The 22,048-nt window shown below is 67.2% G+C and carries 18 protein-coding genes and 1 pseudogene; 12 read left to right on the top strand and 7 right to left on the bottom strand.

Annotation, left to right across the window (positions count from 1 at the left end; translation table 11 throughout):
* Positions 1 to 71: 71 nt before the first annotated feature.
* Positions 72 to 2,276: a TonB-dependent receptor gene (locus tag RI032_RS02715; RefSeq protein ID WP_322547810.1), complete on the bottom strand. Its 2,205-nt coding sequence runs from the start codon at positions 2,274 to 2,276 to the stop codon at positions 72 to 74.
* A 135-nt stretch (positions 2,277 to 2,411) separates the two neighbouring features.
* Here RI032_RS02715 and RI032_RS02710 point away from each other — a divergent pair, with 135 nt between their 5' ends.
* Positions 2,412 to 2,825, top strand: a complete 414-nt coding sequence (locus tag RI032_RS02710) for a MerC domain-containing protein (RefSeq protein ID WP_019338435.1) — start codon at positions 2,412 to 2,414, stop codon at positions 2,823 to 2,825.
* A 110-nt stretch (positions 2,826 to 2,935) separates the two neighbouring features.
* Complete coding sequence (locus RI032_RS02705; RefSeq protein ID WP_010483110.1) at positions 2,936 to 3,115, top strand: 30S ribosomal protein THX; 180 nt, start codon at positions 2,936 to 2,938, stop codon at positions 3,113 to 3,115.
* A 129-nt stretch (positions 3,116 to 3,244) separates the two neighbouring features.
* Here the strand turns inward: RI032_RS02705 and RI032_RS02700 are convergent, their stop codons facing one another.
* The 5 genes from RI032_RS02700 to RI032_RS20645 form a co-directional block, all read right to left on the bottom strand.
* The gene (locus tag RI032_RS02700; RefSeq protein WP_322547809.1) at positions 3,245 to 4,495 is read right to left on the bottom strand and encodes an alkaline phosphatase family protein; all 1,251 of its coding nucleotides are present in this window, start codon (positions 4,493 to 4,495) and stop codon (positions 3,245 to 3,247) included.
* A gap of 409 nt (positions 4,496 to 4,904) precedes the next feature.
* The gene (locus RI032_RS02695) at positions 4,905 to 5,396 is read right to left on the bottom strand and encodes a methylated-DNA--[protein]-cysteine S-methyltransferase (RefSeq protein WP_010483106.1); all 492 of its coding nucleotides are present in this window, start codon (positions 5,394 to 5,396) and stop codon (positions 4,905 to 4,907) included.
* Positions 5,393 to 6,871, bottom strand: coding sequence for an AlkA N-terminal domain-containing protein (locus RI032_RS02690; RefSeq protein ID WP_322547808.1), 1,479 nt, complete (start codon positions 6,869 to 6,871; stop codon positions 5,393 to 5,395). Before RI032_RS02690 ends, RI032_RS02695 begins: the two co-directional genes overlap by 4 nt.
* A gap of 233 nt (positions 6,872 to 7,104) precedes the next feature.
* Entirely contained in the window at positions 7,105 to 7,938 is an 834-nt protein-coding gene (locus tag RI032_RS02685) for an IS3 family transposase (protein ID WP_043397638.1), read from the bottom strand.
* Positions 7,935 to 8,228 (bottom strand): transposase, encoded by a 294-nt coding sequence (locus RI032_RS20645; protein ID WP_019338990.1) that lies wholly within the window; start codon positions 8,226 to 8,228, stop codon positions 7,935 to 7,937. The genes RI032_RS02685 and RI032_RS20645 overlap by 4 nt, the downstream gene beginning before the upstream one ends.
* A gap of 275 nt (positions 8,229 to 8,503) precedes the next feature.
* On the opposite strand from RI032_RS20645, the gene RI032_RS02680 reads away from it, so the two are divergent.
* The 4 genes from RI032_RS02680 (at position 8,504) to ubiM (ending at position 11,931) form a co-directional block, all read left to right on the top strand.
* Entirely contained in the window at positions 8,504 to 9,667 is a 1,164-nt protein-coding gene (locus RI032_RS02680; protein WP_010486407.1) for a COG3904 family protein, read from the top strand.
* Between the two features lie 58 nt (positions 9,668 to 9,725).
* Positions 9,726 to 10,271 carry a DUF4019 domain-containing protein gene (locus tag RI032_RS02675; protein ID WP_126559952.1) on the top strand — a complete coding sequence of 182 codons (546 nt, stop codon included), beginning with the start codon at positions 9,726 to 9,728 and terminating at the stop codon, positions 10,269 to 10,271.
* A gap of 11 nt (positions 10,272 to 10,282) precedes the next feature.
* Positions 10,283 to 10,672, top strand: a complete 390-nt coding sequence (locus RI032_RS02670; protein WP_126559950.1) for an MAPEG family protein — start codon at positions 10,283 to 10,285, stop codon at positions 10,670 to 10,672.
* Positions 10,673 to 10,752: 80 nt separating this feature from the next.
* Positions 10,753 to 11,931, top strand: a complete 1,179-nt coding sequence (gene ubiM, locus RI032_RS02665; RefSeq protein WP_322547807.1) for a 5-demethoxyubiquinol-8 5-hydroxylase UbiM — start codon at positions 10,753 to 10,755, stop codon at positions 11,929 to 11,931.
* Between the two features lie 11 nt (positions 11,932 to 11,942).
* Here the strand turns inward: ubiM and RI032_RS02660 are convergent, their stop codons facing one another.
* Positions 11,943 to 12,164, bottom strand: a complete 222-nt coding sequence (locus RI032_RS02660) for an RNA-binding S4 domain-containing protein (protein ID WP_010486399.1) — start codon at positions 12,162 to 12,164, stop codon at positions 11,943 to 11,945.
* Positions 12,165 to 12,431: 267 nt separating this feature from the next.
* Here RI032_RS02660 and RI032_RS02655 point away from each other — a divergent pair, with 267 nt between their 5' ends.
* The 6 genes and pseudogenes from RI032_RS02655 (at position 12,432) to RI032_RS02630 (ending at position 22,021) form a co-directional block, all read left to right on the top strand.
* Positions 12,432 to 14,378, top strand: coding sequence for a DEAD/DEAH box helicase (locus RI032_RS02655; protein WP_053497041.1), 1,947 nt, complete (start codon positions 12,432 to 12,434; stop codon positions 14,376 to 14,378).
* 218 nt (positions 14,379 to 14,596) lie between these two features.
* The gene (locus RI032_RS02650; RefSeq protein ID WP_019337606.1) at positions 14,597 to 17,020 is read left to right on the top strand and encodes a putative bifunctional diguanylate cyclase/phosphodiesterase; all 2,424 of its coding nucleotides are present in this window, start codon (positions 14,597 to 14,599) and stop codon (positions 17,018 to 17,020) included.
* A 110-nt stretch (positions 17,021 to 17,130) separates the two neighbouring features.
* The gene (locus tag RI032_RS02645; RefSeq protein ID WP_099560103.1) at positions 17,131 to 18,795 is read left to right on the top strand and encodes a diguanylate cyclase; all 1,665 of its coding nucleotides are present in this window, start codon (positions 17,131 to 17,133) and stop codon (positions 18,793 to 18,795) included.
* 34 nt (positions 18,796 to 18,829) lie between these two features.
* Complete coding sequence (locus RI032_RS02640) at positions 18,830 to 19,552, top strand: pseudouridine synthase (protein WP_010486389.1); 723 nt, start codon at positions 18,830 to 18,832, stop codon at positions 19,550 to 19,552.
* Positions 19,553 to 19,667: 115 nt separating this feature from the next.
* A complete protein-coding gene (locus tag RI032_RS02635; RefSeq protein ID WP_010486387.1) occupies positions 19,668 to 20,738 on the top strand; it encodes a GGDEF domain-containing protein in 1,071 nt (356 codons plus the stop codon).
* 121 nt (positions 20,739 to 20,859) lie between these two features.
* A pseudogene (locus tag RI032_RS02630) lies at positions 20,860 to 22,021 on the top strand (AAA family ATPase).
* The last annotated feature ends 27 nt before the right edge of the window (positions 22,022 to 22,048 follow it).

The following is a 22,048-nucleotide window of genomic DNA, read 5'->3' as shown; positions in this document are numbered from 1 at the left end:
TGTGATGGTGCGGATCGAAATGAAAACGGGGGCCCGAAGGCCCCCGTGGGATCCGACCCCGCCTTACGCGATCAGAAGAACGCGCGGATGCCGAATGCGACACCACGGCCCGGCAGCGGCGAGTAGTCGCGCAGCAGCGAGGTATGCGGACGCACTTCGCGGTTGGTCAGGTTGCTGCCATCCAGGAAGACTTCGTAGCTGTTGCTGGCGTTGCGATCCCAGCGGTAGGCCAGGTGCGCATCGACCAGGGTGTAGCCGTCGCTCGGTGCTTCGTTCTGCGCGACGTCCTTCTGGCGGCTGTAGCGCACCGCACCGACCGAGGCGCGCCAGCCGTCCTTCGACCAGCGCAGGTCGGCACCGACGCGGGCCGGGGCGATACGCGGCAGGTAGCCGGTGTTGGCCAGTTCCACCTTGTAATTGTGGTTGTGGTCGCCGTGCGGCACGGCGATGTCGAGGTTGCGGCTGCCGCTGCCATCCAGCTTGGCCTTCACGTAGTCACCGAACAGGCGCAGATCCCAGTCACCGGCGCCACCCTCGAACAGGTGCACCAGCGCTTCGGCCTCGGCGCCGCGGAACACCGCGTCCTGCTGGGTCCAGGCGCGGACCGGCAGGCCTTCGGTAACACCGGTGTCGGCCAGGTAGATGAAGTCCTTGAACCTGGTCTGGTAGACCGACGCGGAGAAGTCCAGGCGCTCGCTGTGGGTGTGGATGCCCAGTTCCACGCGCTGGCCGCGCTCGGTCTTCAGGTTGGCGTCGCCGATTTCCAGCGAGCGGGTGGCGATGTGTGCGCCGGCGGCATACAGCTCTTCGTTGGTCGGTGCACGCTCGGAGCTGTCCACGCCGATGCGCAGGTCAACGGCGTCGTTGAGCTTCCAGATACCGGCGGCAGACAGGTTGGTGGCACCGAACGTACGGCGGCGGTAGTCACCGGTCGGGTCCAGCTTGACCTGGTCGTGGCGGCCGCCCAGTTCCAGCTTGAACGGGCCGAACTGCTTTTCCTGCAGTACGAACAGGCCGATGTTCTTCGTGCCGGTATCCGGCACGAACGCCTCTTCGCCCTTGGCGCCGAAATCACTGTTGCCAAACTGCAGGCCGAAGGCACCGTCCCAGCCACCGATCTGCTGCTGTACGGCTTCCAGACGCGCTTCGATGCCACGGTTGGTGAAGCGGGTGGACGGCGTGCCGGCTTCCAGCTCCACGTGTTCGTAGTCGGTGTAGGCCACGCGTGCGTTGATGTTCTTCAGGAACGAGACCGGGTCGTAGATGCCGGCCTTGGTCTCGAAGCGGTTCTGCACCATGTCGATGCGCACGTCGTGCTCGTCGCCGCCTTCTTCTTCATCGCCATGGTCGTGACCGTGGTCATGGCCATGATCATCACCATCGGCGTGCACGTGCGCGCCATTGGGAATGCCGTAGTTGGTGCGGTAGGTGCTGGCCGATACGCCGAAGTAGCCGCCGTCGCCCAGCCACGTTGCGCCGACGCCACCGGCGCGGGTGCGGATCGAGCTGTTGTCCAGGCGGCCGCGACGCGGCTCTTCACCCTCGGCCGCGTCATGGTCGTGATCGTGGTCATGATGATCTTCAAGGCTGTCGATCACTGCATAACCGGGGATGCGGTAGTCGTCGCCATTGCGGACCAGGCCATCCACGTGCAGCACGACATTGCCGCTGACGCCATCGAGGCGGAACATGCCGCTGCGTTCGTTGTTCACCGAATTGCCGCGCAGTTCTGCGCGGCCGCTCAGAGGGCGCTCCGGCAGTTCGCGCGCGATGCGGCCATCGACCACATTGACCGCACCACCGATGGCGCCGCTGCCGAACAGCAGCGTGGCCGGACCCTTCAGCACTTCGATCTGGTCGGCCAGGAACGGCTCGATGCTGGTGGCATGGTCGGCGCTGACGGTGGATGCATCCATGTTGCCCATGCCGTTGGACAGCACGGCCACGCGCGGGCCTTCCTGGCCGCGGATGATCGGGCGGCCGACGCCGGGACCGAAGAAGGTGCTCTGTACGCCGGGCAGCTTGGCCACGGTATCGCCGAGGGTGCCGGCCTTCTGCTCGTCCAGGCGTTCACCGGCCAGAACCTCCACCGGGCGTGCCAGCGATTCTGCGTCGCCCTGCAGCGGCGACGCGGTGACCTGCACCGACGACAGTTCAGTCAGGTGGCGGTCACGATGGGAATCGTCTTCGCTGGCGGCGAAGGCAACGGTCGGAAGCAGGGCGGTCAGGGCCAGGGCGAGGGAATGCGGCTTCAACCGCGGGGTACGGGCGGGCATCGGTGGGTCCTTTGTTACACTGTATCAATCGCTGGGCGCACGCATCCCGTCAGCGGGACAGGGGGAGGGGAACCGTGCGGGTCGGGAAGGGATGTTATATTATTCCATAACGATTCGCCGACCCTGCTGGAAGTCATGTCCCTGTCCTCACGCCTGCGCCACCTGCTCGACCGTTTCGGCGCCACTGGTTCGATGCTGTGCGCGGTGCATTGCGCGGTGATTCCGGTGCTGCTGGCCGCAGCGCCCTCGCTGGGCCTGTCGTTCTGGCTGAGCGACGGCGTGGAACAGGCGCTGGTGGTGTTCGTGACCCTGCTGGGGCTGTTCAGCCTGGTCTGGGGCTACCGTCGCCACGGTGCGCTGCGTGCGCTGGGCTTCCTGATTCCCGGCCTGGTGGCGTTGTGGGCCGGCGTGCTGTACGACCCGTTGCACCACAATGCGGTGCCGCACGCGGTGGTGATGACCGTCGGCGGCCTGCTGGTGGGTGTGGCCCATCTGGTCAACCTGCGCCTCAACCACGGTCACGTGCACGACGCCAGCTGCGCGCACTAGGCGCTCCATGGTAGGATTTTCGATCGTGCGCGGGGGCGCCCAGCAAGGCGGCCCCGCCGAACCCGTGTCAGTACGGGGTAACCAGATTTCACATTTGAGGAGTTGAAGACATGGGTAAGGGTGACCGCAAGACCGCCAAGGGCAAGCGCTACAACGCCAGCTACGGCAACGCCCGTTCGCACACCGCGAGCAAGGTCGCCGTAGGCGCCGCCGCTCCGGTTGCCAAGAAGACCGTGGCCAAGGCTCCGGCGAAGAAGGCTGTGGCGAAGAAGACCGTCGCCAAGGCCTGATCCGGCCCAGACCGGTTCAACGAAAAACGCGGCGCCTGGCGCCGCGTTTTTTATGCACGTTTTTGTAGAGCCGAGCCCATGCTCGGCTGGCGCAATGCAGCCGAGCAGGGGCTCGGCTCTACAACCGGATCAGCGCAGGGTGTTCTTCAGCGTTTCCGGATTGCCGTCGTTCGGCGCGGCCGGCACCTGCAGCAGGTGCGCCAGCAGCGGGTAGACGTCGACATTGTCGAAGCCATCGATCACCAGGCCCTGGCGGAACGACGGACCGCTGGCCACGAACACCGCGCGCATGGAGGGCAGGGCGTTGTCGTAGCCATGCGAGCCTCGATCCTGCCTGGCGCGCTTGGCGATCTTCTCTTGGTGAAGGGCGTCCCAGCCTTCATCCATGGCACAGACGATGGCCGGAACCCGCGGATGCGTGCCGTAGTGCCAGCGCGCCGGCAGGTTCTCCTTCTTCCAGCACTCGTAGTGCGTATGGCGGCCGAGCAGGGCGCGTTCCGCTTCCGCTTCGCGGCCCGCGACCGGCGCAAAACCTACCGACTGGCCCTGGCTGACATTGCGCGCGATGGTCGGATCGGCCATTGATTCGGTGGCGATCACGTGGCCGTCGGCGACACTGGCCATGCCGTGGTCAGAGACGACGATGATGTTGGTGGTCGCGACCAGGCCGCGCTGTTGCAGTCCATCGAGCACCTGGCCGACGATCTGGTCGGCGCGCACGATGGCGTCGGCGTACTGTTTCGACTCGGGGCCGTAGTTGTGGCCTGCCTTGTCCACGTGTTCCATGTACAGCGTGGTCAGGCGCGGTGCATCGGCATCGGTCTGCGCCAGCCAGTCGAGCACGATGCCGGCGCGCTGCTCCAGTGGTTCCTTGCCATCGTAGACGCGCCACTGGCTGGGGCGCACGCCACGGATTTCCGACTCGCTGCCCGGCCACGAGGTGGTGGCGGTGCGCACGCCGACGTTCTCGGCGCCGACCCAGATCGGTTCGCCACCCCACCAGCCGCTGGTAGTGACCGCGTCGCGGTTGCTCAGTTCGAAACGGCCCAGGGTTGCATCGTCCATGCTGTTGTTGACGATGCCGTGGTGGTCCGGGCGCAGGCCGGTGACGATGGTGTAGTGGTTGGGGAAGGTCAACGACGGGTACGAAGGCGTCATCCAGCGCGCGCGTACCCCGCCGTCGATCAGTCGCTGCAGATTCGGTGTCAGGCCGCGATCCAGCGCATCGGCGCGCAGGCCGTCGATCGAGATCAGCAGCAGCTTCGGCGGTGCAGCCGTTGCAACAGTGGTGGGAACAGAGGCGGAAGGGGCGGGCGCGGTGGTGCAGGCGGCCAATGGCAGCAGCAGCGCCAGCGCGCAGGTCAGGCGTACGGAAATCATCCGTCCATCATAGTGCGAGGTAATGACGCGCCCAAGACACGGCGCACTATCGCGCGCCGTGTCCGCGCATTTTTCCTTATCCCCGCGCCTGTCGGCGCGCCCCCTTCAACAAGAAGGGGGCTTTTCTCCAGACAGTTTACAGACGCTTCCATCCACGCATGGCGTGGATCTACCGCGTCGACCAAGGTCGACACCTACCCACCGCCGCGGGAATCTGTCGAAGGTGGGGCGGTGTGGGTGGGCAGGACCGTTGGCGCCATGGATGGCGCCATCGAGCCCCCATGGATGGGTTTACGGCGTGTCCTGCCCACCCATACCGCCCCATCCAACGCGTAGAAAATCGGAGCTGTATTGGCTCTTGACCTTGCCGTTGCCTCTGCGGGTGCCGGGCGCAGCCCGGCCAGCCCTCTCAGGCGAACAGCGGTGCCTGGCGTTGTTCCAGCCGCAACAGCGCGGCCTTGGTTTGCAGTCCGCCGCCGAAACCGGTCAGTGCACCGTTGCTGCCGATCACGCGATGGCAGGGCAGGATGATCGGCAGCGGGTTGCGGCCGTTGGCAGCGCCGACCGCACGGGTCGCACTGGGCTGGCCGAGGTGCTGCGCCAGCTGCAGGTAGCTCCAGGTCTGGCCGAACGGAATCAACGCCAGCGCCTGCCATACACGCAGCTGGAACGGCGTGCCACGTGGTGCCAGCACGAGGTCGAAGCTGTTGCGCTCGCCGTGAAGGAACTGCAGCAGCTGATCGCGTGCTTCCGGCAGTGCATCCGGGGCGTAGTGCCAGTCTTCGCGGCCGCGTGCCGGATGGCGGTTTTCCGGGAACAGCACATGCGACAGGCCACGCTCGTCACCGGCGATGGTCAACACGCCGATCGGGCTGTCGAAACGATCGAACAACAGGGTCATGTCGGTTCTCCAACGAAGGTGCCGGACAGGTGCCACAGATGCAGCACGGCATAGGCGCGCCACGGGCGCCACGGTTGCGAGCGGGCTTCGGTCGCACGCTCGCTCAGGCGCTGGCCTTGGGCGTGGCCGAGGACCTGCTGCAGCACCAGGTCACCGGCGGGGAAGGCATCGGGCTGGCCAAGTCCGCGCAGCGCGATGTACTGCGCGGTCCACGGGCCGATGCCGGGCAGTGCCACGCAGCGCGCAACGAATTCCTCCAATGCCTGACCGGGCCCGAAGTCGAGCTGGCCGCTGGCGCAGGCAGCGGCCAGCGCACGCACGGTGGCGGCGCGGGTGCGCGGCAGGCCGATCGATTCCAGCGGCGCCTCAGCCAGTACCTCGGGCGCGGGGAACTGGCGATCGAATTCCGATGGCATGCCCTGCAGGTGTGCGCCATAGGCATCGACCAGGCGCCGCGCGAAGGTGGTGGCCGCGGCCACGCTGACCTGCTGTCCGAGCACGGCGCGTACGCCCACCTCGAAGCCATCCCAGCCACCGGGCACGCGCAGACCGGGACGTTCGGCGATGCCTCGCGCCAGCAGCGGTTCCTCGCCCAGCGCGGCGTGCACCTGCTGCAGGTCGGCATCCAGATCGAACACGCGACGCACGCGGCGCACGATGTCGGGGATCAGGCGCGGATCGACCGCGCCCAGCTGCAGGCGCAGTTCCGGGCGTTTCGGGTCGGCGGTGACGCGCAGCAGGGTGGGGCGCTCGGGTGTGCCGAGCACGCGCTGGTAGCTGTCTTCGCCGATCAGTTCGATGCCGGGCAGGCTGCGCTTGCGCAGGAAGGCCAGCATGCGCGGGAAATCCAGCGGTGGACGGTACACCAGGCGCAGTACCAGGCAGCCGTCATCGGCGGCCGGCGGCTGATGCTGGCGACGCAGTGCCGTCGGTGCCATGCCGCAGCCCTGCAGGAAGGCGGTATTGAAGCGGCGCAGGCTGTTGTAGCCGGCGGCCAGCGCAACATCGGTCACCGGCAGCGTGGTCTCGGTCAGCAGCTGCTTGGCCAGCAGCAGGCGATGGGTGGCGTGGATCTGCCCCGGCGTCGCGCCCAGGTGTTCAACGAACAGGCGCTGCAGCTGGCGCGCGCTAAGGCCGATCTTCTGCGCGAGGTCGGCAACGGGCTGCTCCTGCAGGAAACCGCCATGGATCAGGGCGAGGGCGCGCTGCACGGTCTGCCCAGCCAATGCCTGCTGTGCCTGCGGCGCCAGTTCGGGACGACAGCGCAGGCACGGGCGGTAGCCGGCGGCGGCGGCCGCAGCGGCGGTCGGGTAGTAGGTGATGTTGCGCGGCTTCGGGGGCGGTGCCGGGCACACCGGGCGGCAGTAGATGCCGGTGCTGCGCACGGCGGTGAAGAACACGCCGTCGAAGCGTGCGTCGCGGGCCAGACGGGCGCGGTCGCAGGCGGCGGTGTCGAGGGCGAGGGCGGTGTCCATGGCGCCAGTCTAGGCGTGTGCGGGTGGAGATACTCGCCACATTCGGACATGGATGCTGAAGGGGGATCTGGCAGGGCTGCGCCCTGCACCCGCAGAATCAACGGCAACAGCTGAAGCAACAGCAGAAGCAACAGCAGAAGCGGGATTCCTGTGGGATGGCGTGGTGGGACCGGTGGCAGGGGACGCCGTGAACCTGTGGTGGTCAAGTATTTTTGGACACTCCCAAAGGGAGTTCAGGCCACCTGCTCTTCACAAAGCGCAGGTGGCACAAGGCCGTTGGCACTGTGCGGCCGACGGTGGTTGTACCAGTCCACGAATTGCTCGATGTCTGCTGCAGCCTCCTGTCGAGTGGGGTATTTTGAGTAAAGCCATTCCCCTTTGAGGGTGGCGAAAACCCGTTCCACCACCGCGTTGTCCCAGCAGTTGCCCTTCCTGCTCATGCTTTGGGTGATGCCGTTGTCACGCAGAATTTCGGCCATGGCATGGCTGGTGTACTGCCGACCTTGATCCGAGTGGAAAAGTAGTCGCCCGTTGGGACGACGCTGTTTCAGAGCCCCACGCAGGGCTCTGACGGCCAGCCAGGCATCCCCTTCGTGAGAGTGGGCCCAGCCCACGATCCGTCGGGCAAACAGATCCACCACGATGGCCAGATAGAGCCAGCCTTGCTGGGTCGGGATGTAGGTGATATCCCCTGCCCAGACTTGGTCGGGTGCCTCCGGGTTGAATTGGCGTTCCAACACGTTGGGCGCGGTCAGTGCCTGCGGCCCCAGACTGTGGTACTTGTGCCGCCGGTGCTGCCGCGCCCTGACGCCGGCCCGGCGCATCAGCGTCCGGGCGCGGTAGCGACCCACTGGCAGGCCGCGATTGGTCAGCTCCCTGGCCATCTTGCGAGAGCCACAGCTCCCCCGGTGGGACTGATGAATGCGACGAACCAGATCAACCTGGGCCAGCAGTTCCCGGTCAATCCGGGGCTCCCGGTGCAGCCAGGCGTAGTAGCTGCTACGGGGATAGTCCATCAACTGACACACCAACCGGATCGGAGCGACCTTCCCCAATTCCTGGATCACCTGTTCCGGTGATCGCTGTCCCGAATGAAGAAGGCGATGGATTTTTTTAGTAGGTCGCGCTCCTCCTTGAGCCTGCGATTCTGGGCCTCCAGCTCGGCGATTCTGACCTGGGCATCTACGGGCGGTGCCTCGGCCTGCGGGTCATGTTTTCGACGCCATTGCTCGATCCAGCGCCTCAGCGCCGTCGGGCCGACATCCATCAGCTGGCAGACGTCCCTGACTGTCTGCCCCTCCACAACCACAAGGCGAACCGCCTCGTCCCTCATGCCCTGAGTGATCTGCTTTGCCATGGGTCTACCTCGATGCTTGAAATTGATCCTATCGAGTGTCCAAGTTGATTAGACCACCACAACCCGTCCATGGGGGCTTGGTCGCGGCATCCATGCCGCTCACACCCCTGCCACCGGACCCACCCCGCCTTCGACAGGTTCCTGAGGCTGTTGGTGGGTGTCGACCTTGGTCGACACGCTTTCCCAAGGGTCAGAAGGGGTTCAGTACCACGCGCTGAATGCGCGCCCCGGACGGGTAGACTGTGGCCCTTGCTCCCTTGAAATCCGGTTGCCCGATGTCCGCCAAACTCCGCTGGTTGCCCCTGTTGTGCCTGGCCCTGGCGGGCTGCAGTCAGCTGGAGAATCCGGGCAATGTGACCGCTGCCGACAAGGCGGCGCGGGCTCCCGCCAGCGATGGCGAGAACATGGTGTCGATCAACGCCGCCGATGCGCCACCGCCGCCGGCGCCGCCGCGCAGCCGGGCGGATCGGCCGTGGCCGCAGGCGCAGCTGGAGAACGGGCGTGCGTGGGTCAGCTGCAGCACCGAATATGCCGGTGACGCGGGCGACGGTGTCGAGCTGGAAGGCCTGCAGCGCGAGCAGATCAGCCAGGCGCTGGCGCCTTGCGCCGAACGTGGCCTGATGCGCGTGCGCTACGCCGGCAAGATCAACCCGGGCTTCGCCGAGATGATGTGGCGGTTGGCCGTGGTTGCCGACCAGCAGAAGATCCACAAGCGCATCCTCGACCTGGATTCCAGCGGGGGCCAGGTGGAATCGGCGATCGTCGCCGGTGACAGTATCGGTGAATCCGGCTGGACCATCTGGGTGCGCGAAGGCTCGATCTGCCACAGTGCCTGCGTGTTCGTGCTGGCCGCCGGTGACAACCGCCTGCTGTCAGGCAAGGTCGGCATCCACCGCATGATGCGCATCAGCTCCAAGGCCACCTCGCGCGCAGAACTCAACCGCGAGCTGCACGAGGTCTACGACAACGTAAAGGACTACCTGCAGCGCAACGGCGTGGCGGTGGGCGTGGCTGATCTGATGATGACCGTGCCCAACCGCAGCCTGCGCCTGCTGACCGCGGACGAGCTGCGCCAGTATGGCCTGGATGGCACCAACGCGGTGCAGGACGATCTGGAACGGATCAAGCAGATGCGGGCCTGCGGCGATGATTTCGTGCAGCGCAAGGACGCGTTCCTGATCGCCTTCGACCAGCAGTGCAAGCGCGAAGGCGCCGACATGGAATCGATCAACAGCTGCGGCCAGGCACTGAAGCAGCGCTTCGGTTTCCCGGATGCAGTGTGCCCGGAAGAAAGCCCGCTGTCGGAGATCGACGTGGCAACGCTGCCGCCGGCACCGTCGGAGCCGCCGCCGGTGGCCGAACAGGCGCCGGCAGACTCCGGCACGCCTGCCGCGCAGGCCGATGCCGCTACGGTGGAAGGCAGCGCCAACGCGCGCTGACGTACAGCTCACCGCGCTGGCGTAGACTGCGGTTCTTTCCCGAGAACCGGCGGTGTCCATGAAGCGCGTGCTCCTGCTGCTGTCCCTGCTGCCCCTGACCGCATTGGCGCAGGCACCTGCGCCGGCCACGCCCGCCCCGGCACCCGCGCGCCCGGCACCGGCCTCGCCAGCGGCTGCAAAACCGGCTACCGCCGGCGCTCCGGTGTTGACCGCCGCGCAGCAGGCGCAGGTGCAGAAACAGGACGCGGAAATGGGTGCGGCCGCAGTGAAGGCGGCGCAGCTGGTGGATGCCAACCGCGCAGGCGAATTGTGGGACGGCGCTTCGGCCGTCGCGCGTCGTGCGGTACCGAAGGCCGCCTTCGTCAGCCAGTTGACCAGCGAGCGCACGCGCCTGGGTGCGTTGGCCGGCCGCGGCCAGCCGACCATTACCCGGGTCAAGTACAGCGCCGGCGCTGCGGTGCCGGAAGGGTTGTACATCAACGTCAGCTTCCCGACCCGTTTCGCCAACAGCGTGCAGCCGGTGCGCGAGCTGGTCTCGTTCCGTTTCGACGAGGACCAGGTGTGGCGCCTGGCCGGTTACAGCCTGCGTGCGTCGGCACCCTGAGGAGATGCATGATGGCAACTGAACTGACGATGCTGGCCTGGTCGGTGCTGCTGGGCTTTGTCTACATTTTCGCCACCTCCACCGTGGTCACCCGCGAGCGCGGGATGAAGTGGAATGCCTCGGCACGCGATGGCGATGCAAAGCCGCTCAGCCCGCTGGCCGGCCGCCTGCAGCGTGCGCAGGCCAACTTCCTGGAAACCTTCCCGTTCTTCGCCGCCGCCGCGATCGCAGTGGTCGTGGCCGGGCGCGGCAACGACACCACCGCGCTGGCCGCGCAGGCCTACTTCTGGGCGCGCGTGGCCTACTTGCCGCTGTATGCCGCAGGCGTGCCCTACGTGCGCAGCCTGGTGTGGCTGGTGTCGCTGCTGTCGATCCTGGCGCTGGTGTTCGCGTTGTTGTGACCCGGGCCTGATCCAGATCAAGGCCGGTCAGGTGTGTGGCGCTATGCTGGCCCGGACTGAATCAACGGCAGGAGGCGCGCATGCGCAGGATGGACGTGGTGGTGGTCGGCGCCGGACCGGCAGGCCTGTGCTTCGCGCGCGCGCTGGCCGGCAGCGGGCTGCAGGTCGGGCTGGTCGAAGTGCAGCCGCGCCAAGCCTTGGCCGAAGCCGCCTTCGATGGCCGCGAGATCGCGCTGACCCATGCCTCGCGGCAGAGCATGGAGCAGCTGGGGTTATGGCAGCGCCTGCCGCATGCCGAAGTCGCTGAACTGCGCGATGCCAAGGTGATGAATGGTGGCTCGCCGTTCGCGCTGACCTTCGCCAGCAGCCAGGTCGACGGCCAGCCGCTGGGCTGGCTGGTGCCCAATCATCTGATCCGCCGTGCTGCATGGGATGCCGTGCAGGGCCAGGACGGCCTGGAGCTGTTCGACGGGCGCAAGGTGCAGGGCGTGCAGGCCGATGCACAGGGCCATGTGGTCAAACTCGATGACGGCAGCCAATTGCATGCGCGGCTGCTGGTGGCCGCTGACAGCCGCTTCTCCGCCACCCGCCGCATGCTCGGCATCGGTGCGCAGATGCGCGACTTCGGCAAGTCGATGCTGGTGTGCCGCATGCAGGTCGAGCGCGACCATCACCACACTGCCTGGGAATGGTTCGGCTACGGCCGCACGATGGCGCTGCTGCCGCTCAACGAGGGCCAGGCGTCGGCGGTGATCACGCTGCCGCCGCGGCAGATTGAAGAACTGCTGGCAATGGATGAGGTGGCCTTCGGTGAGGCCATCAGCGGTTGCTTCGAACATCGCCTGGGCCGCATGCAGCCGGTGGCCACGCCGCAGGCGTATCCGCTGGTAGGTGTGTACGCGCACCGCTTTGTCGGCGGGCGTTCGGCACTGATCGGCGATGCCGCAGTCGGCATGCACCCGGTCACCGCGCATGGCTTCAACCTGGGACTGGCCAGCGCACAGCGGCTGGCGCAGGGCATCGTCAACCAGCAGCGTCGCGGTGCCGACATGGCCGCGGCCGGCATGCTGGCCAGCTACCAGCGCGGTCACCGGCTGGCGTCGCGGCCGCTGTACGAGGCCACCAATGCGATCGCCAGCCTGTACACCGACGATCGCCGTCCGGCGCGCCTGCTGCGGGCGGCCGGCCTGCGCCTGGCGCAGGGCGTAGCACCGTTCAGGCAGCTGATCGCCTCGCACCTGATCCAGCGCGTGGCCTGAACAGCTTCAGATCAGCCGGCAGCCAGCACCCGGATCTGGCTGTCGGCGAATTCGACTACCTGGCCTGCGCGGATCTTGCAGGCCTTGCGCAGTTCGACTTCGCCATCGACCCGCACCTGGCCGTCACCGATGACCATCTTGGCTTCGCCGCCGCTGGTGACCAGGTCGGCCAGCTTCAGCAACTGCTTGAGTTCGACGTAGTCACCGTCGAGGTCGAATTCGAGAATCTGCATGGAGCGGGTTTCCTGGGAAGGGGCGCGGGCCAGCGGCCGGGCCGGGGAAGAGGGCGCGTATTGTGCGCCAGCACGGGGCATGACGACACGCGCACGGCAAGCTGTACGCCTTGTTCAGGATCAATGCGGTATGATTCCGCTCTGAGCGAGTGAAATCTCCTCCAACCGAGCAGCGCCAGGGCACGCGATAAGAAGGGCGCCCAAAGCGCGGACCATCACCCTTTTTATCGCACTGCCAGGAAGACGGCAGTGCCTTCGGAGTTCCCCATGTCCCAAGATTCCCAAGCGCCGCTGCAGTTCGCGCAGCTCGGCCTGTCCGAGCCCGTGATGCAGGCGGTCACCGCTATCGGCTACGAAACCCCGTCGCCGATCCAGGCCGCTACCATCCCGGCGATGCTGGAAGGCCGCGACGTGCTGGGCCAGGCCCAGACCGGTACCGGCAAGACCGCTGCGTTCGCACTGCCGGTACTGTCCAACATCGACCTGCAGCAGATCAAGCCCCAGGCCCTGATCCTGGCGCCGACCCGCGAACTGGCCATCCAGGTTGCCGAGGCGTTCCAGTCCTATTCGTCGAAGATCCCGGGCTTCCGCGTGCTGCCGGTGTACGGCGGCCAGCCCTACGGCCAGCAGCTGTCGGCGCTGCGCCGTGGCGTGCATATCGTGGTCGGTACCCCCGGCCGCGTGATCGATCACCTGGACCGCAGCACCCTGGACCTGTCCGAGCTGAAGACCCTGGTGCTGGACGAAGCCGATGAAATGCTGCGCATGGGCTTCATCGACGATGTCGAAGCGGTGCTGAAGAAGCTGCCGGAGCAGCGCCAGGTGGCCCTGTTCTCGGCCACCATGCCGCCGCAGATCCGCCGCATCGCGCAGACCTACCTGCAGGACCCGGTGGAAGTGACCATCGCGGCCAAGACCACCACCTCGGCCAACATCCGCCAGCGCTACTGGTGGGTGAGCGGCATGCACAAGCTGGACGCGCTGACCCGCATCCTGGAAGTCGAGCCGTTCGACGCGATGATCATCTTCGCGCGCACCAAGGCCGGCACCGAAGAACTGGCCAGCAAGCTGCAGGCGCGTGGCCTGGCCGCTGCCGCCATCAACGGTGACATGCAGCAGGCCCAGCGCGAGCGGACCATTGCCATGCTGAAGGAAGGCAAGCTGGACATCCTGGTCGCCACCGACGTGGCCGCCCGCGGCCTGGACGTGGAGCGCATCAGCCACGTGCTGAACTACGACATCCCGTACGACACCGAGAGCTACGTGCACCGCATCGGCCGTACCGGCCGTGCCGGCCGCAGCGGCGAGGCGATCCTGTTCGCCACTCCGCGCGAGAAGGGCATGCTGCGCCAGATCGAGCGTGCCACCCGCCAGCCGATCGAAGAGATGCAGCTGCCGAGCGTGGAAGCGGTCAACGACACCCGCATCAACAAGTTCACCTCGCGCATCAGCGAAACGCTCGGCGCCGGCGGCCTGGACTTCTACCGCCAGCTGCTGGAGCGCTTCGAGAACGAGCAGAACGTGCCGGCCATCGAGATCGCCGCCGCGCTGGCCAGGATGCTGCAGGGCGATACCCCGTTCCTGCTGCAGCCGCCGGTGCGTGCCCCGCGTGAAGAGCGCGCGCCGCGCGAGCGCTTCGACCGTGGCGACCGCCCGGAGCGTGGCGATCGCTTCGACCGCAACGAACGGGGGCCGCGCTTCGAGCGTGGCCCGCGTCGCGACGACGCCGAAGGTGGTTTCGAGCCGCGTCCGCGCCGCGAGGTTCCGCCGCGTGGTGCGCCGGAGCAGGGCATGGAGACCTACCGCATTTCGGTGGGCCACCAGCACGGCGTGAAGCCGGCCAACATCGTCGGCGCCATCGCCAACGAAGCCGGCCTGGAAAGCCGCTTCATCGGCCGCATCGACATCCACGACGACTTCTCGCTGCTGGACCTGCCGGCACAGATGCCGCCGGACGTGCTGTCGCACCTGCAGAAGGTGTGGGTGTCCGGCCAGCAGTTGCAGATGCGTCCGCTGGCGGCCGGTGAAGAGATCAATCCGGCCCCGCGTCCGTTCAAGCCGCGCTTCGACAAGCGTGGTCCGGGCGGCCCGGGTGGCCCGCGTCGTGGCGGCCCGGGTGGTCCGGGTGGCCATGGTGGCGACCGCGGCGGTGACCGCGACAGCCGCCCGCCGCGTCGTGACGGCTTCAAGCCGCGCGGCCCGCGCAGCTTCTAAGCCGCACCCGCAGCCGTCCTGATCAACGCCAGCCTCCGGGCTGGCGTACAGGAAAAGGGGACGGAGGGGATTAAGTCGTAAATGGCAGGCCGCGCGCTTATGCCGAAAACGACTTAATCCCCTCCGTCCCCTTTTTCGCATGGCCCACACATTGCCGGTCATAGGCTGGGTCGGTTCCAAGGGAGGTTGTCACCGCAGCACATTCGGGGGGATCCGGGATGGGTAGAAGTGGCACGGACCAGCAGAGCCGGCGGGTGCCGATGACCCGTGGCCTGGGATTGCGCTTTGCGTTGTTGACGGGCATGGCGATCGGGTTGGTCGCGCTGTCCGCCTTGATCCAGGAGCTGCAGGCGGCCTCCACCGCATGGATCGCCGGCCAGGGCTACTGGTCGCGTGGTCAGCAGGATGCGACCGCCGCACTCAGCCGCTATCTGGCGCGCGGTGATGCCCAGGACCTGGACGACGCGCGCCAGGCGCTGCGGATTCCGTTGGGGGATCTGCAGGCCCGGCTGGCGCTGGAACAGGCGGTACCGGACGAGGAGAAGGCCAGGCAGGGCTTCCTGCAGGGCGGCAACGCGCGCGCCGATATTCCGCGCCTGGTGTTCTCGTTCCGCTATGCACGCGACATCGGTGCATTCCGGGAAGCAAGCACGCTGTGGCGACAGACCGATGATGACCTGTTGGCCGTGCAGCGGCTGGTCGCCGAGCTGCAGTCGGGGCATGCCCAGGGGGCGCTGCCAGTGGCGGACCGCGACCGGTACCTGCAGCAGCTGCGTGATCTGGACCGGCGGTTGCAGGTGCAGGCACAGGCATTTTCCCAGGCGTTGCTGCGCATGGCCACGATGGTGCGGATCGCCACGCTTGTGGTCGGTGGGCTGTCGGTGCTGGCGATCAGCCTGATGGCTGTCGCGCTGGCGCGCCGCGTCGGCAAGGACCTGACCGAGCACGAAAGCCGCTTCCGTGCGGCCTTCTACCAAGCCAATGTCGGCATGCTCAAGCTCGACACCGACGGCAAGGTGATCGAAGCCAACCAGGCGATGGCCGATATCCTCGACTACCGACGCGACGTGCTGCTGCAGATGTCGCTCGGTGATCTGCTGATGGAAGGCGAACTGGTCATCGATGGCGTCGGCCGCATTGACTGGGACCGGCAGCTGCGGCCGAGTGAGCTGCGCTTCTGCCGCCGCGATGGCAGCCTGGTGTGGGGGCGCTGGAGTGGCACCGGCGTGCGCAGCGCGGGAGGTGGCCTGTCGGTGTTTGCGATCATCGAGGATGTCAGCCAGAACCATGCCCTGGCGCGCGAGATCGAACACCACGCCAGCCACGATCCGCTGACCGGCCTGATCAACCGGCGCGAGATCGAGCGGCTGCTGGAACGTTCGCTGCTGCAGGTGCGCAGCGACGGCGGCACGCATGCGCTGTGCTACATCAACCTGGACCACTTCAAGCTGGTCAACGACAGCTTCGGCCACGCCGCCGGTGACCAGATGCTGCGCAGTTTCGCCGACTATCTGGTGGCTGCAGTGCGTGACGGTGACTGGGTCGGCCGTCTGGGCGCCGACGAGTTCGCCGTGTTCCTCGCCCATGCCGGGCAGGACGAGGCCAAGCGGGTGCTGCAGCGGGTGATCCGCAACCTGGGCCAGGCCACGTTCCCGATCAGCGAGGGCAGCCCGCAGCTGAGCTGCAGCATCGGTGTGGTTGAAGTCAGCGCCGACGCCCCCGATGCGAACTGGCTCATGAGTGCTGCCGACAGCGCCTGCTATGCCGCCAAGCAGGCCGGTCGCAACCGGGTGCACTGTTTCAATGAGAACCGCATGGCGCTGGAGGAGCGCCGCCGGGAAGCCGAGCGGTTGCAGGGCGTCAGCCTGGCGATGGCCGAGAACCGCATGCTGCTGTATGCGCAACGCATCGCCCGCGTGGGCGATCCGACCTACCTGCACTACGAAGTGCTGGTGCGCATGCGCGGTACCGACGGCAGCCTGCACCTGCCCGGACAGTTCATGCCGGCAGTGGAGCGCTATGGCATGGCGGTGGCGCTGGATCGTCACGTGCTCGGGCTGCTGTTCCGCCACCTGCAGGTGTGCCCGGCACACGTGCGCCAGCTGGGCCTGTGCAACGTCAACGTCTCGGCGCAGTCGATCGCCGAGCCCGGCTTCCTCGCCTTCGTCTGCGACCTGCTCGAGCGCAACCGCGCGCTGGCCTCCAAGCTGTGCTTCGAGATCACCGAGACTGCGGCGATCAGCAACCTCACCCAGGCCCGTGCATTCATCGATGCGGTCAAGGCGCGGGGCTGCCGGATGGCACTGGATGACTTCGGCTCCGGCCTGTCTTCTTTCGGCTATCTGCGCCAGTTGCCTGCGGACATCCTGAAGATCGACGGCGCCTTCGTGCGGGACATGGATACTGATCCAGTCAGCCACGCCACAGTTCGCGCGATCAGCGAGCTCGGGCGCGAGCTGCAGATGGAAGTGGTGGCCGAGTGGGTGGAGACCGCCGAGGTTGCCGGTGCGCTGACCCGGCTTGGCGTGCAGGGCCTGCAGGGCTATGCCATCGAACGCCCGCAGCCGCTGGAGCGGCTGACCCTGGCCGATCTGCGCCCGGTGCGGCTGGTCGCGGTGAAGGGGCCGCCGGGGGCTGGCTGAACGGCGTGGCGGCGACTTTGGTCTACACGTGCGGCGTACGTCCGGCTGCGATAATGCCGGCCAGGGGCGACGCGCAGTGGGCGCGGGCGTAAGCAACAACAGGATGTGGCGTGGGCGGCAGGCAGTGGCAGTACGGAACGGGAGCGGTGCTGGTCGTACTGCTGGCGTGGTTGGCGACGCCGTGGCCGCTGCAGGCCGCAGCGGTGGAATCGGGGCGCGATTACCTGCTGGTCGGTGGCGCCACCGATGAGCCCACCCCGCATCGTGCGTGCACGCCGCACATGCTGTCGGGCCCGCGCCAGCAGGTGCTGGTGACGGCTCCGCAGGAAGGCTGGTCGGGCCAGCCACAGGCGCTGGACGTGTTCAATGTCTTTGCCGGCGAAGTGCGGGTACAGCACGGTGACCGCGAAATCTGCGGCAACATGCACGACGCCCGCACCCGTGATTCGCGCTTCCGTGCAGGCATCGGCCTGGTGGCCGTACCGCCGGCCGGCAGCCATGAGCCGTTCCTGGTTTCCTGGCAGACACCGCTGAAGACACGTTGGGTACCGACCCTGCGGCTGGGCGCGCCCAGCCCGGTGCAGCAGAACGACACCGCCCGCCTGCTGATGCGTGCTGCCTGCATCGCCGTGGCGATCGCACTGGCGCTGTCGGCGCTGATGGCCTTCCTGACCACGCGCGATCGCAGCTTCCTGGTTTACGTCGCCGGCACCACGGTACTGGTGCTGTGGCAGGCGATCCTCGGTGGCCTCAGCGGCTACCCGGAACCGTGGCTGCCGGTGGGGGAGCGTGGGGCCTGGTGGCTGCTCTCGCTGACCGCCGCCACGCAGGCGCTGGTACTGCCGGCACTGTGGCGGCTGAACGGCGGTGACCGCGTATGGCCACGGTCGCGGCCGCTGCAGGCGACCGTGCTGTGGGGCCTGGTGGCGCTGGCCGTCCTGGTGCCGTGGCTGCGCTGGGAACAGCTGGCCTGGGTCGCGCAGGGCCTGCAGGTGACCTATCTGCTGGGGTGTGGCCTGGCGTTGCTGATGGGCGTATGGGCACGTTGGCGTGGCGACCGTTGGTCGCAGGCAGGACTGGCCGCATTGGCACCCATGCTGGTCCTGATCATCGCCGATGCCTGCCGTGCGGAATGGTTGTTGGAGTACCGGGTCGAAGCACTGCAGCTGGCGGTGACCTGGCTGCTGATGATGGCGGCCTATGCCATGAACCAGCGGCTGGGCCGACTGCGCCAGCAGCGCGATGAACTGCGTCAGCTGGCCGAAACCGACGGCCTGACCGGACTGCCGAATCGCCGCGCCGGCCTGCAGCAGCTGGCCCGTCACCTGGCACAGGTCGACCGTGAGCGTGGCCCGCTGGTGATCGGCTTCCTCGACATCGACCTGTTCAAGGACATCAACGACCGCCACGGCCATGCCGTGGGCGACCAGGTACTGGTGGCGGTGGCACGCGCGCTGCGCACTGCGGTGCGCAGCCAGGACGAAGTGGTGCGGATGGGCGGCGAGGAGTTCCTGCTGCTGATGCCCGGCATGCCGCGCGAGGCGGCGTCGGCGCGGCTGGACCGCCTGCGCCAGCGCATCACCGAGGCCGGGCAGGCCCTGCAGGTGCCGGGGCTGGAAGTGACCGCCAGCATCGGCCTGGCGCAGTGGCGGCCGGGCGAGGACGATCTGGCCGGGCTGTTGCGGCGGGCCGACCATGCCATGTACGTGGCCAAGCGCGCCGGCCGCAACCGGGTGTTCGACGGTGAAGAGCTCGATCCGCCCGGCCTGGCATGAAGCGCTGCGAGCAGCGATGCCGGATAATAGGGCGATGACCACCCGACTCAACAAACATATCGCCGACACCGGCTTCTGCTCCCGCCGCGAGGCCGATCGCCTGATCGCCGCCCGCCGGGTCACCGTCAACGGCCATCCGGCCGGCACTGGCGCGGTGGTGGGCGACGAAGACCAGGTGCTGGTCGACGGCCAGCCACTGCGCGCGCGCGTGGCCCGCAAGCCCGGCGCACGCCGCCATGTCTACATCGCGCTGAACAAGCCGGTGGGTGTCACCTGCACGACCGAAACCTCGGTCAAGGGCAACATCGTCGATTTCGTCGGCCACGAGCAGCGCATCTTCCCGATCGGGCGCCTGGACAAGGAATCCGAAGGCCTGATCCTGATGACCAGCAACGGCGACATCGTCAACCAGATCCTGCGTGCCGAGAACGGCCACCAGAAGGAGTACCTGGTGGCGGTGAACAAGCCGGTTACCGATGAGTTCCTGCGCGGCATGGCGCGCGGTGTGCGCATCCACGACCAGATGACGTTGCCGTGCAAGACCTCGCGCATCGCCAAGTTCGGTTTCCGCATCACCCTGCAGCAGGGCCTGAACCGGCAGATCCGCCTGATGGCCGCCGAATTCGGCTATCGCGTGACCCAGCTGCGCCGCGTGCGCATCGACAACATCAAGATCGGCGCGTTGAAGCCGGGCCAGTGGCGCAACCTGACCGAGCAGGAGCTGCAGGGCCTGTTGCCGAAGCAGCTGGACTGGTAAACGGCCTCTGTAGAGCCGAGCCTTGCTCGGCTGCCCTTTTGTCCGGGGGCAGCCGAGCAAGGCTCGGCTCTACATCGGCTAGACTCCGCAGTGACCTGCCGGAATGTGACGCTGCATGATCAAGCCCGACAAGCCTGCCAACGAAGCGCTTCGGCTCGAGGCGCTGTACCGCTACCGGATCCTTGATTCGCAGCGCGAGAAGTCATTCGACGACCTGGTGGCGATCGCCAAGGCGGTCTGCGGTACCTCGATGGCGGCGGTGACCCTGATCGATGTCGAGCGGCAGTGGTTCAAGTCGATCCAGGGCATCGACGCGGCGGAGAACCTGCGCAGCGAATCGATGTGTGGCCATGCCATCCTGCAGCCGCAGGAAATCATGGTGGTCGAGGACGCGTTGCAGGACATCCGCTTCCACGACAACCCGGTGGTGACCGGTGACCCGCACATCCGCTTCTACGCCGGTGCGCCACTGATCAGTTCCGATGGCCTGCCACTGGGTACGTTGTGCGTGTTCGATGCACATCCGCAGCACCTGCCCAGCGACAAGGCCGAGGCACTGGCCGCTCTGTCACGGCAGGTGATGCTGGTGATGGAGCTGCGCCGTTTCGCGCTCGACATCCAGAAGCACATGCTGGAACGCGATGACTACGAGCGCCTGCTGTCGGAGTACCAGGACGTGCTGCTGGCGCAGAATGCCGACCTGGCCGAGCAGAGCCGCACCGATGCGTTGACCGGACTGCCGAACCGCCGCGCGATGGCGGCGGCACTGGAAGAGGCGGTGGCGGAGATCGATGGGCAGCCGGGACTGGCCTGCGTGGCCTTGCTGGACATCGATCACTTCAAGCACATCAACGATTTCCAGGGCCACGCCACCGGCGACCGGGTGCTGGCCGAGCTGGGCGTGCTGCTGCGCTCGCACTTTGCCGGCCGTGGCATGGCCGCGCGCTATGGCGGCGAGGAGTTCGTGGCGGTGATGCCGGGCACCGATCTGCACACGGCCGAACTGCAATGCGAGTTCCTGCGCCTGGCCGTGGCAGACCTTCCGCTGGGTTTCCCGGTCACGATCAGCATCGGCGTTGCCCAGCACCAGGCAGGTGAAAGCGTGGATGACATGCTGGCGCGCGCCGACAAGGCGCTGTACCGGGCCAAGGGCAACGGTCGCAACCGGGTGGAACGGGCGGGCTGAGCCCTGCATGCAGTAGGTCCACGCCATGCGTGGATGATTTTGCCGATGGGATAACGCCGTGTCGCGGCCTGTGCGATTGTGCCCGGCGAATATGCCGTTCCTGTTCCCACGGACGCCGACCATGCTGCAGACCCTGGCCATCGCCCACTATCGTTCGCTGCACGGGCTGGTCCTGCCGCTGCAGCAGTTGAACGTGGTGACCGGTGACAACGGCAGTGGCAAGTCCAGCCTGTACCGCGCGCTGCGCCTGCTGGCGGAGACCGCACAGGGCGGCGTTGCAGCGGTGCTGGCCCGCGAAGGGGGGGCTGGGTTCGGCGCTGTGGGCCGGCCCCGAATCCATCGATCGCCGGGTCGCGGCCGGCGAGATCCCGCTGCAGGGTGGCCCTCGGCAGGCATCGGTGGGATTGAAGCTCGGCTTCACCACCGACGAATTCGGCTATGCCATCGACCTGGGCTACCCGCCGCCCAGCCATTCGGCGTTTGCGCTGGATCCGCAGATCAAGGTGGAGGCGATCTGGGCCGGGCCGTTCCTGCGCAGCGCCAACCTGCTGGTTGATCGCCGTGGGGCAATGGTGCGGCAACGTCATGCGCGCGGCTGGGATCTCGTGGATGACCGGTTGTCGCTGTTCGACAGCCTGTTCACCCAGGTCGGCGATCCGCAGCGCATGCCGGAAACCATCGCCTTGCGTGAGTACATCCGTCGCTGGCGCTTCTACGACCATTTCCGCAGCGATGCCGATGCCCCGGCGCGACAACCGGCGATGGCCACGCGCACGCCGGTGCTGCATCACGACGGCCGGGATCTGGCGGCAGCCTGGGTGACCATTCTCGAAATCGGAGATCCGGTCGCGTTGGCACGCAGCGTCGACGATGCGTTCCCCGGCGCCACGGTCGGCTTCGAAGAGCTGGACGGTCGACTGGCCCTGCGCTTCCACCAGCCGGGGTTGCTGCGGCCGTTGTCGATGGCCGAACTGTCCGACGGTACGCTGCGCTTCCTGCTGCTGGCTGCTGCGCTACACACGCCACGCCCGCCGCCGCTGCTGGTGCTCAACGAGCCGGAGACCAGCCTGCATCCGGACCTGCTGCCGGCGCTGGCGCGGCTGATCATCGCGGCCAGTGCGCGCAGCCAGGTGTGGGTGGTGTCACACGCCAGCCGGTTGATCGCAGCACTGGAGCAAGCGCCCGGCTGTCATTCGCTGCACCTGCACAAGGAACAGGGCCGCACGCTGCTGAGCGGGCAGGGCCTGCTGGATGCGCCGGCATGGCACTGGCCGCAGCGTTGATACGGCCATCCACGCCCTGCGTGGACG

It is taken from the genome of Stenotrophomonas geniculata (assembly GCF_034508895.1).
Lineage (GTDB): Bacteria > Pseudomonadota > Gammaproteobacteria > Xanthomonadales > Xanthomonadaceae > Stenotrophomonas > Stenotrophomonas geniculata.
This window is presented reverse-complemented; position numbering and strand designations above follow the sequence as displayed.